At 63.1% G+C, this 13,410-nt stretch carries 11 protein-coding genes; 4 read left to right on the top strand and 7 right to left on the bottom strand.

Features of this window, described 5'->3' with window-relative positions; translation table 11 throughout:
- Nucleotides 1–119: 119 nt before the first annotated feature.
- The 4 genes from GY937_24365 to GY937_24350 form a co-directional block, all read right to left on the bottom strand.
- Nucleotides 120–632 (bottom strand): MgtC/SapB family protein, encoded by a 513-nt coding sequence (locus GY937_24365; protein MCP5059849.1) that lies wholly within the window; start codon nt 630–632, stop codon nt 120–122.
- A 109-nt stretch (nt 633–741) separates the two neighbouring features.
- On the bottom strand, nt 742–2,772 hold the full coding sequence (locus tag GY937_24360; protein ID MCP5059848.1) for a HAMP domain-containing protein: 2,031 nt from the start codon (nt 2,770–2,772) through the stop codon (nt 742–744).
- A 1-nt stretch (nt 2,773) separates the two neighbouring features.
- Nucleotides 2,774–3,325 carry a YfiR family protein gene (locus GY937_24355; GenBank protein MCP5059847.1) on the bottom strand — a complete coding sequence of 184 codons (552 nt, stop codon included), beginning with the start codon at nt 3,323–3,325 and terminating at the stop codon, nt 2,774–2,776.
- Complete coding sequence (locus tag GY937_24350; GenBank protein ID MCP5059846.1) at nt 3,313–5,520, bottom strand: TonB-dependent receptor; 2,208 nt, start codon at nt 5,518–5,520, stop codon at nt 3,313–3,315. Before GY937_24350 ends, GY937_24355 begins: the two co-directional genes overlap by 13 nt.
- A gap of 282 nt (nt 5,521–5,802) precedes the next feature.
- Here GY937_24350 and GY937_24345 point away from each other — a divergent pair, with 282 nt between their 5' ends.
- Nucleotides 5,803–6,429 carry a hypothetical protein gene (locus GY937_24345; protein MCP5059845.1) on the top strand — a complete coding sequence of 209 codons (627 nt, stop codon included), beginning with the start codon at nt 5,803–5,805 and terminating at the stop codon, nt 6,427–6,429.
- A gap of 107 nt (nt 6,430–6,536) precedes the next feature.
- Here GY937_24345 and GY937_24340 read toward each other — a convergent pair whose 3' ends face one another.
- Nucleotides 6,537–8,780: an EAL domain-containing protein gene (locus GY937_24340; protein ID MCP5059844.1), complete on the bottom strand. Its 2,244-nt coding sequence runs from the start codon at nt 8,778–8,780 to the stop codon at nt 6,537–6,539.
- A gap of 184 nt (nt 8,781–8,964) precedes the next feature.
- On the opposite strand from GY937_24340, the gene GY937_24335 reads away from it, so the two are divergent.
- Nucleotides 8,965–10,065 carry a Zn-dependent alcohol dehydrogenase gene (locus tag GY937_24335; protein MCP5059843.1) on the top strand — a complete coding sequence of 367 codons (1,101 nt, stop codon included), beginning with the start codon at nt 8,965–8,967 and terminating at the stop codon, nt 10,063–10,065.
- A 72-nt stretch (nt 10,066–10,137) separates the two neighbouring features.
- A complete protein-coding gene (locus tag GY937_24330) occupies nt 10,138–11,280 on the top strand; it encodes a sulfotransferase (GenBank protein ID MCP5059842.1) in 1,143 nt (380 codons plus the stop codon).
- Nucleotides 11,281–11,284: 4 nt separating this feature from the next.
- Here GY937_24330 and GY937_24325 read toward each other — a convergent pair whose 3' ends face one another.
- A complete protein-coding gene (locus GY937_24325; GenBank protein ID MCP5059841.1) occupies nt 11,285–11,602 on the bottom strand; it encodes a hypothetical protein in 318 nt (105 codons plus the stop codon).
- A 48-nt stretch (nt 11,603–11,650) separates the two neighbouring features.
- Nucleotides 11,651–12,358, bottom strand: coding sequence for a hypothetical protein (locus GY937_24320; GenBank protein MCP5059840.1), 708 nt, complete (start codon nt 12,356–12,358; stop codon nt 11,651–11,653).
- Nucleotides 12,359–12,451: 93 nt separating this feature from the next.
- On the opposite strand from GY937_24320, the gene GY937_24315 reads away from it, so the two are divergent.
- Nucleotides 12,452–13,294, top strand: coding sequence for a fumarylacetoacetate hydrolase family protein (locus GY937_24315; protein ID MCP5059839.1), 843 nt, complete (start codon nt 12,452–12,454; stop codon nt 13,292–13,294).
- The last annotated feature ends 116 nt before the right edge of the window (nt 13,295–13,410 follow it).

Here is a 13,410-nt window from a genome sequence, read left to right as displayed (position 1 = left end):
GGTGACAGTCTGTGCGGTAGTATCCGGCTTCATGAAGGGGCCCTTGTTGAGGGGAAACGCGTGTCGCAACACGTTTCTACCGCAACTGGGGCCTTCTTCAATTCAGGAACGCGACTTCTTCATGAATTATTCGGGCTAGGGCCCAGGCGGCTGAATGTCATTTCCGTGAGTCGGATGCCAATCAGGATGGCGACGGTGACGAGTGAAAGCACGATCGCTTCGGCGGGGCGTCCTGCGCCAATCGTGCAGCCGATGGCTGCCAACACCCAGACGACGGCTGCGGAAGTCACGCCCTTGACCGAGCCGCCTCGGGCAACGATCACGCCGGCCCCAAGGAAACCCACTCCGGTGACCACCTGGCCGACGACCCGGGTCGGGTCGGTGCCCGGACCTCCAAGCACGACACTCAGTCGGACGAATTCCTGAGTTGCCAGACAGATGAGGATGCTGGTCCGAATGCTGACCGCCTTGCCCCGAAGCTGGCGCTCGATGCCCACGAGGCCGCCGCAGAATACGACCGCCGCGAGCTGGACCACGAGAGGGGATCCGACTCGCTCCAACAGCGCCGCCAACTCTTCCAAGGGCTTGCCTCCCCACGCGCAGGTCGTCGGGGCCGGGTGACGACGAGCCACCGAAGCCGGGCTACGTGTGTTTGCCAGACTAGCCAAGGGTTGGCCAAACGCAGCACCGTAGAGTTCAGGTCGGGCGTCTCACGTGCGTCACCAACCGAACGGAGCGGAACTAGACCCGGAACCGCCCCACGGCTCGGCCCAGCGCTTCGGCTCGATCGGTGAGTGCCCCGACGATTTCTCCGAGGCTTCGGGAGCGGCGGGCATTCTCTTCCGCGATCTGGCGGAAGACATCCCGAGCGCCTTCTACCTCGGCACTTGCCCCGAGCTGATTCTGTGTGGCGGTGCGGATCTGGACGAGGCCCTCGGCAACCTGATCGATGGCCTGGGCTACCTGGGCGCTTTCACTCCGCTGCTCCGAAGTGGCGCCTCGTACCTTGGTAGCAAGGGTTCGGACCTGGCTCACGACGCCGAGGATCTCCCCGCTGGTCTGTTTCTGGTGTCCGATGGATTCCTGCACCTGCTCCACCATGCTGCGCATTCCGCCCATTGCCCCCTCGACCCGCCCGACCTCTTCGGATTGGGATTCGGTCGCTCGGACGATCTGATCCACGCGCTCATGAGAAGACCGGGCCGCGTCGAGGATGGCCCGCAACCGGTCGCCAGCCTCGCGGGAGCGAGATACGCCGTGGGCGACGCGGCTCTCACCCTCGCCTACCGCCGCGACGGCCTGGCTGGTTTCTTCCTGGATGTGGCCGATCAACTGGCTGATTTCCCGGGTCGACTGTCCCGTGCGATCGGCGAGCTGCTTTACCTGGCTGGCAACCACGGCAAATGCGCGCCCATTCTCGCCGGCCTGAGCGGCAATGATGGACGCGTTGAGCGAGAGGAGTTGGGTTTCGCCAGCAACGTCATTGATGACATCGATGATCTCGCCAATCGATCGGGAACGGTCGGCGAGAGCCGTGATCACGTTGACGAGCTTCACGAAACTGCTCTCGATCTCCTGGATTGCGCCGATCGTGTCCTGCACGGAGCGCATCCCGCGCTCGGCCTCTGCGGCGTTCTGCTCAGACAGCTCGCGGGTGGAGTGTGCGTTGTCTCTGACGAGCCGAATCGCACGGGTCTGTTCCAGCACCGAGCTCTCCGCGGTCGTTGCGACCTCGCCTAGTTGGCCGATTCCATCCGCCATCTCGCTGCTTCGTTCGTTCAGATGGTCGATGGCCTGGGCGATTCCGTCGATCGCATCGGAAAGCTCATTCGAGGAGTCGGCGATGACGGTCGTCGATTGATCCATATGATCCATCGAGGATGATGTCGTACGAGCTTGGGCGGCCAGCTCATCGACGCTCGTCGCTACCTGTTCGACGGCCGCGGCGACCTGGCCAATCGAATGGCCCGTCGTCTCGACGGCTTCGAGTTGGCGTTGGCTCTCTTCGATGACGCTGGTGCTCGTGCCCTGGAGCTGTGCAGCAGCGTCGGTAACGCCGCGTCCGCTCTCATCGATCTCGGAGACGAGCTTGCGAAGGCTCTCGCCCATCGCGTTGAAGGCGCGAGCGAGCAAGCCGATTTCATCATCCCCTTGTTCGGGAACGGAGCCCGTCAAATCGCCTTGTGTGAGCGCTTTCGAGTGGTCGACCAGCACTCCGATCGGGCGCGCAAGGGAGCGCTTCAAGGCAGCAGCTGCCCCGGAAGCAAGGGCCACGACAAGGCCAAGAACCACTCCTGCGGCGGCGAGGTAGCGCATCGTGCGAGCCATGATGCCGCGGGTGTGAATCCGAAGGAAGACACTGCCGACCCGAGCGTTTCCGTCGAGAATCGGGCGACTGAGTTCGAGGTACTCGCCGCGGTAGATGGGTTCGCTCGGGAGGTTCTTCGGAAAGGTCGACCCCTTTTCCTGCACGAATGTTGCGAGCTGGGTCCCGTCGTTTCGGTAGATGGCAGCAGCGACGACCTCGGGCTCTGCGGCGAGGGCTCTGAGGGTCTCTCCTGCGGTCGCTTCGTCGTCGAAGAGCAGCGCGGCGAGACTATGCCGCCCCGTCATTTCCGCCGTAACCGTATGGGTCTCGATCAAGGCGTCGCGGTTCATCCATGTCTCGACGCCCAGCAGGGTCCCGGTCAGCGCCAGAAGCGCGACGACGGTCGTTCCGACGATCGCCATCATCAATCGCGTCTGGAGGGATGCTCTTCGAAGGGTGTCCATCTCAGTTGTCCACGACTCGTGCCAGTTTCAACAAACGGGAGCTGACTTTGAGACCGGCCTTCTCGACCTCCGCGAGGTTGACCTCGAAGCGTAGTTTCGAATTTTCTTCGACGAAGCCGATCATGCCGCCTTTTCGTGCGAACCCTGGGGACTCTCCCACCAGGAGGACGGGGCGCCCGGACACGGATTGGCTGAGTTGGGAAGCCTGCGATCCCGCATCGCGGGTCGAGAAGACGAGTTGACACCTCGCGGCAGCGGCCTGCCCCTCGAGCCCACGAACCTCGATCGGAAGGCCGATCGCGCTCTTTCCCGTGAGGCTTGCCATGACCGCGTCGCGCGCCTCCGAAGAACCGGCGACGCAGACCTGAAGGCTCGAGAGTCCCTCTGTGAGGTTTGCAGGCCAGCTCACGAACTTCGCGAAGTTGTAGAGGAATGCGGCCTTCAGCCGGTACTCTTCAACGGCCTCGCCGCTTCCCGCACCCATTGGCGCGAAGAGGATCGAGGCGGAAAGAAGCACCGCGAGGGTGTCGAATCTTCGGCTCAGAATGCCCATTCGACCTTTCCATGAACGCTCCGCTCCACCAGGCTCCGCGGGCCAAAGATCGAGTCTTCGAATTCCGGGCGCCGGCCGTCGAAGAGGTTCTGTCCTGCGACCGAGAAGCGGAGGCCCTCGCGCATCTCCCATCCCAGCCGCAAATCGACGCGAACGTTGGAGGGGATGTCGCCGCCGAAGATGTTCTCGACGTAGTAGAGAGACGTATCGATCTCGAATCCATGGGGAAGATCCATGAGAGAGCGCACGTGCAGCAGATGGCTCGGAGAACTGTGCTCGAGGCTGTCCTCGGAGGTGTTGTCCATGCTGCGGCTACGCGTGTGCGCATTCACGACCAGCCATGAGTAGCTGAGGTGAAGATTCCACCAATCCCTGACTTCGACATGGCTCGCCACTTCGATTCCGTAGTTGCGAGCTTCGAGTTCGTTGTCGAGAAGGATCGCACTGGTGATTCCGGGCTCGCGGAGCGTCGGCGTGCGCGAGCCGAGCAGGCTGGCCATGATTGCCGTCGGGATGAACGCTTCGAGTTCGGACGAATCGAGCGCGCCCTGCTCGACACTCCGAAGGTCGCCGTAGTCGTTGTAGAAGCCGGCAATATCGACGGAGAAACGGGGGCTGGGAGTGAACCGATAGCCTACCTCGTAGGCCAGGAGTCGTTCGGATTCGACGTCTTCGTCTCCCATGAGGAAGGGTACGACGGCGAAATCGAAGGCCACCGGAGCGTTCACGTTGACGGACGCCGGGAAGGGGAAGGGCAGGCCCGTGGGTACAGCGACTACGAATGTGTCACTGAAGGAACCCGTGGTTGCCTCGAATGGGAAGCGCACGTCGTGGTCGGTGCGAGACGGTGTGCGAACCGCCCGGGAGACCGATGCCCAGAACGTGTGATCGTCGTTCGGCGTGAAGAGCAGGCGGCCACTGGGCTGGTATTCGAAACCCGTGTAGTCGTTGTGCTCGAATTTCGAGCCGAGGGTGACGGAGACCAGATCCTCCCAGAGTTCGATCTCGTCCTGGATGAATGCGCTGAAGAGATGGTCACTGCGACTCGCTGGGTCGAGCATGACCGTCATCGAATCCTTCGTGTCGTCGGTCGTCCAGCGATAGCCGAGGCCCCAGACGAGGTCGTGACGTTCACCGAGCGCAAACCGATGATGCATGTCGAGATCGGTGGTCTTCCGCACCTCTTCGAGGAACTCGATGGGGCGCTCCGTGCGATCGAAATAGGCCTGCACGGAAATCTCCGAATCCGGGCCGAGTTCCCGGGTCCAGCGACCCAACAGGTTCCAACCCTCGACATCGATATTCTGGGAGACCAACCCGACGTCTAGCGGCGCGTAGTTCCGGAATTCGTTCGTTCGCCAGCCCACTTCGCCCCGGTAGATATCGCCCTGGAACGTCAGCTCGTCGCGCTCCGAGGCTTGCAAGTCGACACGAAAGCCACCCCGGCTCATCGTCCACTCGTCTTCGCCGTCGACCCCTCCGTCCGCCTGGAGCGAGTCGCGATCGAAGTATTTTCCGTAGACGCGATAGTGGAGATCGTCCCCGACCGAGCCGCCCCAGCGGAATCCTCCGAAACCGTTCTCGTAGGATCCGGTGCCCGCTGTCAACAAGCCGCCCTGGGTGTCGGCCGCCTTCTTCGTGATGATGTTGATCACGCCGTTCACGGCGTTGGCGCCCCAGACCGTGGCGCCGGGTCCGCGGATCACCTCGATGCGATCGACGTCTTCCAACATCACATCCTGGACGTCCCAAAAGACACCAGAGAAGAGTGGTGTGTAGACGCTGCGGCCGTCGATCAAGACGAGCAGCTTGTTGGCAAATTCGTTGCTGAAGCCTCGGGACGAGATCGCCCAACGGTTGGCCGTGATCTTGGCAACGTGGAGACCCGGGGCCATCCGCAGTGCTTCGGGAATGGTTGTGACGCCTGATCGGCGGATGTCTTCATTGGTGATGACATAGACCGCCGCGGCCGTACGACTGAGTCGCTCTGACTTGCGGGAGACCGACGTGATTTCGAGGGACATGAGATCGGCGAGATCCATCTCTGCGAGGTCGTCGTCCGCCGACGGTCGCGCGCTTTCCTCCGGTATCCCGGTCTCGCTGATCGTCTCCAGGTCTGCTCGCGCAGGCCCGGCGGCCACGAGGAAAACGAGGCCCAGAAGCCCGAGCCACCCATCGCGCAGGATCGAACCCATAAGAATTCCCCTCCCCCATCGGGAGACCAGCCTCCGCAGACGTACACCACCACGTCAGTAGGCAGACCATTCCCTGACCTACGGTTCGGTAATTCCAAGAGGAGCCTTGAGGGCACCGGGGCCGGGTTTTCATCGAGCACCCTGTGGATAGGGGTGATTTCACCTCGGCACTTGTTGTGGGCCCTCCCGGGTCCAGGCGGTTCCGGCCTGGACGGGACCATTGGCCCTTCCGCCCGCCAGGCGCTGGTTTTGGGTCGGCGTTTCGAACCTCGTGGAGGATTCATGCCGACGCTTCGGCGCCTCGTTCCGCAAGATGCAGACGAACTCGTGAGCTGCTTCGAACGTTGCTACGGGCGCAGCTGCGTGGACGGCGACTTCTACGACGCCAAGAAGGTCCGATCGCGGCTGGCGGAGGGTCGCTTGCGATTGGTCGTCGCCGTGAGTGAGTCCGGCGAGATCGTGGGACACATGGGTCTCACGGCCCGAAGCTCGGATGCAAGGATGGCCGATGCGGGAAATAGGGTCGTGGTCTATCAGGCGTTCGCGCCGGCACCGGCGCGCGAGGTCTTCCTCCCGGTACGCCATCGTCCCTTGCTAGTGAGGCTCTACCCAGCCTGCGACCTCGAACGGACTTATCGCGACTCGCCTGTCGAGCCCGCCGGATTGAGATGCGAGCTCGAGGTGGTCGAATTCGCACGACGTGGGGTCCTACGAATCGAGGTCCGGAGCATTGGCACCGATCTCGTCGAGCGGATCCGAGTCGTGCTGGAGGAAGCAGACGCCGAATTGTACCAGCTCGACCTTCCGCTCTCCGATGCCGGGGTTTCCTGGGTTGTCGATGCCGCTGAAGCCAAGGGCTTCATCTACGCGGCATTGCTTCCGGAGTATCTCGAGGGCGAGGTGCTGTGACTTCAAAAGCCGCGTATCCCGTTCAGACAGGCGATACGAGATTCCCTGGGAGCGAAGGGTCTCGCGCGATCTTTGATGCGATCGAGGCAGATGCCGGCTGAGTGGCATCATCCGTTCTGCTTGGCGTGCTCGGATACCCAAAGCTCTTCGAACTCCGCGACCGGGAGGGGCTTGCTGAACAGGTAGCCTTGCATCTGGTCGCACTTCCAGTCAGCGAGCTGTGCGCGTTGAGCTTCGTTTTCCACGCCTTCGGCGACGCTATGCAGGCCGAGCGCCCGGCCAAGAGCAATGATCCCTCGGGTGAGGGCTGCATCTTCCGGCTCGTTCTCGATGTCCTTGATGAACATGCGGTCGATCTTGAGGGTGTCGACCGGCAGGCGGCGAAGGTAGGAGAGAGAGGAGTAGCCCGTTCCGAAATCGTCGAGCGCCACGCGCATGCCAAGGGCACGGATTTCTTCGAGTTCGCGAATCACCAGATCTGCGTCGTGCAGGACGACACCTTCGGTGATCTCGAGATCGAGTGCTTCGGGAGAGATGCCGGCTTCCCTCACGATTTCGGCGATGCGGTGCGCCAGGCCCGGCTTGCGGAACTGCTCGGGAGAGAGATTGATGGCGATCGGGGCGGTGCAGATTCCGCGCCGCGCCCAATCTGCCGCCTGCTTGCAGGCGGCCTGCAATACCCAATCGCCGAGGCTGGTGATCAGGCCCATTTCCTCGGCAACGGGAATGAAATCGGCGGGGCCTACCATACCGAGCTCCGGCTCGTGCCAGCGGAGCAGGGCCTCGACACCCACGATGTTTCCGGAAGCCAGATCGACCTTGGGCTGGTAGTAGAGCTCGAACTGGGATTCTTCGAGTGCGCGCCGAAGTTTGCCCTCGAGAATCAAGCGGCGCAGGGAAAGCTCGTTCATGCTCTCGGCATAGAACTGGTAGGTGTTTCGTCCCTGTTCCTTGGCCGCATACATCGCGGTGTCCGCGTTGCGCAGCAGCGTTTCCGGATCCTCGCCATCGTTTGGGTAGACGGTAATTCCGACGCTTCCGCCAACGACGACGTCATGCCCCGCCAGGGAGAAGGGGGCTGCCAGAGCGTCCAGGATGCGGCGCGCGACCGCCGCGAGGCTCTGGACGTCCCGTACCCGCGGCAAGAGGATCGAGAATTCGTCGCCGCCAAGCCGTGAAATCGCGGAGTCGCCGGTCTCCCCCGATCGATCCGCCCGTGTCACGAGATCGGCACCGCGAACACTCATCACCAGGCGGTTGGCGACCTCGGCGAGCAGGGAGTCTCCGATCGAGTGGCCCAAGGTCTCGTTGATCCGTTTGAAGTGGTCGAGGTCGAGGTAGAGCACACCTGCTTTCCAGCCACTCTGGCCGGCCTGGCGGATGGCGAGATCCAGGCGCTCGCGGAACAGTCGGCGGTTACCGAGGCTGGTCAACGCGTCATGAGACGAGAGGAACCGGACCTGCTCTTCGGTGCGCTTGCGTTCGGTCAAGTCCTGGGCGATGCCTTCCAGGCGCGCAGGGGTTCCGTCCGGATCGAAGTTCATCTGGACCTGGCAGTGCAGGACGCGCTCCGAGCCATCGGCTCGGCGCATGCGATGGTCGAAACGGACGGGGCTGCTCTGTTGACAAGAGTTTTGTACGGCCCGCCGAACATGGTCGCGATCCCCGGGGTGGACCATTCTGGATAGAGTCTTCAATCCCGAAGCCGCGTCCGGCCGTTCGACACCGTAGATTTCCCAGAGCATGTCCGTGCCCGAAAAGTGGCCCGATTCGAGTTCGAGTTCCCAGCTGCCCACCTGAGCCAGGCGTTGGGCGCTCACGACCCGCTCCTGGGTTTCGCGGAGACGGTGCAAGTTCGTGCTGGCGCGAAGCAGGTACCGGAGGCGGTGCGAGAGCACCAGCCATTGGATCGGTTTGGTGACGAAATCAGTAGCCCCCGCGTCGTAGGCATGCTGGATCGCCTGTGCATCTTCCATCCCGGTCATCATCACGATCGGAATCTCGCTTCCGTTCGGCCGTGTGCGCAATGCTTCGCAGACCTCGAAGCCCGACATGCCTGGCATCTGGACGTCGAGCAGGACGAGCTGCGGAGAGCTTTCTTCGAAGGTGCGCAACGCGGCCTCCCCGTCAGAGGTGATCAGGGCTTCGAGGCCATCGCGGTCGAGCGCACGTTCGAGCGTGCGTCGCACACTCGAATCGTCGTCAACGACCAGCACCCGGGGGCGCTTCTTTGCCAGATCCTCCACCTTGCGGTGCTCCCTTTCCGCCATTTCGTCCGTGCATTTGCGATCCGAGCAGAACGTTCCAACACCGTTTTCGGCTCCTGTCGCCCAGTGCTTGACGGTTCGCATGTGTGCTTGCACCGACCGCGGGGAAAAACGCGTCAAGACCCGGGGACGTACCCCAGGGCTTACCCGGGGTTTCACTGGAGGGTCTCAGCAACCCGGTTTCGGGCGGGGCGGCAAGACGCGGGTACCATGAGGGGGCGTCTTCACGTCCTCTTGCTGTTTCTGTCCCCCCGATCGGGAGTTTTTCATGCGAGCTGCTCTTCTGCAGGCCCAGGGCCAGCCTCTCGACATCGTCGACGACATCGAGATCCGCGATCCGCGACCGGGTGAAGTGAAGGTGCGCGTGCGCCATTGCGGCATCTGTCACTCTGACCTGACGGTCGTGGATGGCGCTTTCCCGGCTGGATTGCCCCTGGTGTTGGGGCACGAAGCCGCGGGCGTCGTCGAGGAAGTGGGGGCGGGTGTCACTTCCCATGCACCGGGGGATCAGGTCGTCCTGACACCATGCCCGCCGTGTGGCAGTTGCTACTGGTGCATACGCGGCGAGTGGAGTCTGTGCGTCAACTCTACTGGAATCATGACGAATACATTTCCGGATGGGAGCACCGGCCTCTGTCGTGGCGACGACATGGTGTTCCGGGGGCTCAACGTCGCGGGGTTTGCGGAGTACACGGTCACCCAGGCGAACGGGGCGATCAAGATCCCGGATGAAGTTCCGTTGGAGCTCGCCTGCGTGATCGGCTGCGCCGTGCAGACGGGCGTAGGGGCCGTCCTGAATACGGCGAAGGTCGTGGAGGGAGCGACCGTTCTCGTCATGGGCCTCGGCGGAATCGGTTTGTCAGTCGTGCAGGGGGCGAGGCTTGCGTCCGCGGCGCAGATCATCGTTTCCGATCCTGTCGCCGAGCGAAGAGAGGCGTCCAAGCTCTTCGGCGCAACCCGCCAGCTCGACCCGGGAAGCATGGATGTCGTGGAGGCGGTCAGGGATCTGACCGGTGGAATCGGGGTCGACTACGCATTCGAGACCGCGGGTTTCGCGAGCCTGGTGGAGACCGGCTACAACGCTACGCGCAATGGTGGAACGATCATTGCGGTCGGAGCTCCGCCTGTGGACCAGGAAATCACGTTGGCTCCAGCCGCATTGCTGACCGTCTCGGGCAAGCGTCTGATGGGTTGCCTGCTTGGGAGTTGCAATTCGCTTCTCGAAATCCCTCGGTTGATCTCCTTGTGGCAGGCAGGGCGGCTCGATCTGGAAGCCCTGATCACGGGCCGCCGTCCACTCACCGAGATCAACGAGGCGATGGGCGACTTGCGAGAGAGTCGGGGGATTCGCACGGTGTTGGAGATTTGAGCTCAATCCATCCTTGTGCTTCCGTTGAGCGCGGGAGAGCCCCCTCTGTAGCATTGATGGAGATCGGTCTGGATGATTGAGGAACAGGTGTTGGCGATGGCTCGGGAGGCCACCGGCCTTTCGGATTTTGGTGAGCCTGTGTTTCGGGACGGCTTGGCGACGCTGATCGCGACCTACGAGGGCAACGCGTTCTCCGAGAAGGGGCAAAGACGGAATCAACGCAGGCTGGTCGGTCTGCTCTCTACGCGGCTTCGTTTCGAGGACGCCTGGAAGAAGCATCCGGAGGTCCTGGAGCGGCCCGTCGAACGGCCGATGGTGCTCACCGGACTTCCTCGTTCGGGGACTTCGGCACTCTTCAACCTCCTGGGGGACGACCCTGCCGCTCGGCCCCTGCTGATGTGGGAAACGCAGTTTCCGGATCCGCTAGCCGGCTGGACGCCCGACGACCGAGGCCAGGCGGATCCGCGGCGCGATGCGATCGAGGCTCACTACGCGAAGGTTCGCGAGAAGAACCCTGAATTCACGAAGATCCACTTCACCAGCGCGGATACGCCGGAGGAGTGCGTTCTGATTCATGCCTATGCCCTCTGCGGTGTACATCTGGGAATCGAGTGCATGATGGAGCCCTACGGAAGCTGGCTTCGCGATTGCGACCTTCGGCCGATGTATGCCTACCAGAAGCGAATTCTCCAGCTCTTGGATTGGCAGCGCCCAGGCAAGCGCTGGCTCCTGAAGGCGCCAGCGCATATGTGGGGGATCGATGCGCTGGTCGAGACCTTCCCGGATGTCTCGATCGTCTGGAGCCATCGCACGCCGCTTCTCGCTGTGGCGTCGATTTGCAGCATGACGCATGCGTTGATGGCCACCTGCGAAGACGTCGACAAGAAGGCGCTCGGCCCGATCGTGATGGATTGGTACGCGACCTCGCTCGAGCGAGGGCTGGCGGCCCGCGATCGGCTCGACCCGAAGACGTTCGTCGATGTGACCCATGATGCCTTCGTCGAAGACGGCCTCTCGGAGGCACGGCGCATCTATGCCCATTTCGGACACGATCTCGGGCCAGGGGCCGAAGCCGCCATGCGGGCGCGAATCGAAGCGCATCCCAAGGACAAACACGGCAGCCACGACTACGGGCTGGAGGAGTTCGGCCTCTGCCCGGCGGATGTGAAGGCGCGCTTCGGTGCCTACGTCGATCGCTTCGGGCTGGCCTGGTAGAAGCTCAGGAACGGGCGGCAGCGAGCTCCTGCATGCCAAGCTCTTCCGTGATCCCCGCGCCGATTCCGTTCGACGTCGAGGGGTCGAGGCGGATGCCTGTGGCATCTGCGACCCGATTGATCCCGTCGAAAACGGCGACGATGGTCGCCGCCTGGATCGTCGCGCTCTCACCGATCGCATGGATGCAGGCCCGACGCGCGGCTTCGAGGTCGACCTCATCGGTGAGGATGGCATTTGCATAACGGCGAAGAACGGCACCGTCCGGGATGCCACCATCGGCGCTCTTCGCGTTTCCGGTGGCGATGCGCACGTCGATGTCCACGCCTGCCTGCTTGCCGCTCGCCCGGAGCAGCGCCGCGTGGGAGACCGTTCAATAGTAACAGTCGTTGATCGCGGAAGTGGACGAAGCCATCAACTCCACCTGGGGGCGCGTCAGGCCACCGGGGCCCACCGGGCCGTGGGTGTGATAGTTGGGCGCGAAGGCGGCGAAGAACCCTTGGACGGCTTCCGGGACTGCCGTGAGGGCGCGAAGGACGTTGAAGACGAAGCCCGCAGCCTGGTTCATCTGGTCATAGATCAATCGGAGGGGGCCTTCGGCCTGGTCGGTGGCGACCATCGGCACCCACCCGCCTTCCACGACCGCGCCATGCACGTGCTGGCGGCTCGGCTCGCCGGGCTGCGGAAGCGGAAGATCTCGAAGCGGTTGACCAAGCGCGTGAGCCAGCGTATCCGCGATGGTCACGATCCCTACGATGCCGGCGATCTCGACGATCTGCTCTGGGAGCAAGCCGGCGCCGGTAGCTTCGCTGTACCATTTTTCAGAGAGGCGACCGGGATCCGTCGTGATCCTATGGACGGCATCTACGAGAGCCGATTCATGCTCGCCACCGACCGAGTACGGAGAAAGTGCAGTCTTGCGCTCGCTACAGAGCCCGCAGTTTCGGGCTGCGCGAGTTTCGCGAGCGATGTCGACGCGGTCGGCCCCCGTGAACCAGCTGCCCGGGCCAGCCAGGCCGGTCCAGGCGGCTTCGAGGCCGGCGACAGTATGGCGTGCCGGGACCAGATCAGATGTTTCCATGAGCCGAGCGTACCCCGGTGGGATGGTACATTGCGAATGCGTCGGGGCCGGGCAGCGATCGAGCCGCCACCCGGCCCCGGCAAAGGAGAGAGCATGCGACTCGTCACATTCACTCATGGTGGCAGGAGCCGGCTCGGGCGCCTGCAAGGTGAGGAGGTCATCGACCTCAGTGGTAGTTCGCTTCCGCCGGTGATGCTGAGCCTGCTCGAGGCCGGGCCGGAGGCTCTTGTCGAAGCCGGAAAAGCGGACGGGCCGAAGCTCGCGCTCGGAGACGTGCGGCTCGAGGCGCCCATTGCCCGGCCGCCAAAGATCCTCGCGGTCGGGCTCAACTACGCCGACCACGTCGCGGAAACCGGGCGCGACGTTCCGACCGTACCGATCATCTTCAACAAACAGTCGACATCTGTCGTCGGACCGTTCGATCCATTTCATCGGCCGAAGGTCTCGGAGCTGCTCGACTATGAAGGTGAGCTGGCGATCGTGATCGGGAAGCGCTGCCGGCACGTTCCCAGCGAGAGGGCCCATGAGGTGATCGCGGGATATACCGTGTGCAACGACGTCTCTGTTCGGGACTGGCAGCTGCGTTCGCCCACGATGATGATGGGGAAGAGCTTCGATACGCATTGTCCGCTCGGCCCGGCTCTCGTCACGGTCGAGGAGCTCGGCGGCACCCCTACCGGACTCGAGCTCGAAACCCGCGTGAACGGAGAATTGCGCCAGCACAGCAATACGAAGGAACTGATCTTCGATTGCTTCGAGCTGGTAGAGCACCTCTCGACGGCGTTCACCCCCGAGCCCGGTGATGTGATCTCCACTGGAACGTGCGGCGGCGTCGCTGTGGCGATGAAGCCGCCGAAATGGCTCGTGCCCGGCGACGTCGTTCGCGTCGAGATCGAAGGAGTGGGTGCGATTGTTGGCGATCACGAGAAACCGTAGAAATCTGATCATCTAGCCCCAATCCGTCATTGGATCCGGGCCCCTGAGGGTATCGGTCCGGGTCAGGCGGCGAGTTGTTCGATGGCCCGATTGAATCGTTGGCGGGTGGAGGCCTC

It is taken from the genome of bacterium, assembly GCA_024228115.1.
Classification (GTDB): domain Bacteria; phylum Myxococcota_A; class UBA9160; order UBA9160; family UBA6930.
Note: the sequence above shows the minus strand (reverse complement) of the source record. Positions and strands in the feature narration are given on the sequence as shown.

Bases quoted from the DNA above. Each gene is read 5' to 3' on its own strand.
- GY937_24335 (MCP5059843.1), top strand. From the start codon at position 8,965: ATGCGAGCTGCTCTTCTGCAGGCCCAGGGCCAGCCTCTCGACATCGTC.
- GY937_24360 (MCP5059848.1), bottom strand. From the start codon at position 2,772: ATGGACACCCTTCGAAGAGCATCCCTCCAGACGCGATTGATGATGGCG.
- GY937_24315 (MCP5059839.1), top strand. From the start codon at position 12,452: ATGCGACTCGTCACATTCACTCATGGTGGCAGGAGCCGGCTCGGGCGC.
- GY937_24355 (MCP5059847.1), bottom strand. From the start codon at position 3,325: ATGGGCATTCTGAGCCGAAGATTCGACACCCTCGCGGTGCTTCTTTCC.
- GY937_24330 (MCP5059842.1), top strand. From the start codon at position 10,138: ATGATTGAGGAACAGGTGTTGGCGATGGCTCGGGAGGCCACCGGCCTT.
- GY937_24340 (MCP5059844.1), bottom strand. From the start codon at position 8,780: ATGCGAACCGTCAAGCACTGGGCGACAGGAGCCGAAAACGGTGTTGGA.
- GY937_24350 (MCP5059846.1), bottom strand. From the start codon at position 5,520: ATGGGTTCGATCCTGCGCGATGGGTGGCTCGGGCTTCTGGGCCTCGTT.
- GY937_24345 (MCP5059845.1), top strand. From the start codon at position 5,803: ATGCCGACGCTTCGGCGCCTCGTTCCGCAAGATGCAGACGAACTCGTG.
- GY937_24320 (MCP5059840.1), bottom strand. From the start codon at position 12,358: ATGGAAACATCTGATCTGGTCCCGGCACGCCATACTGTCGCCGGCCTC.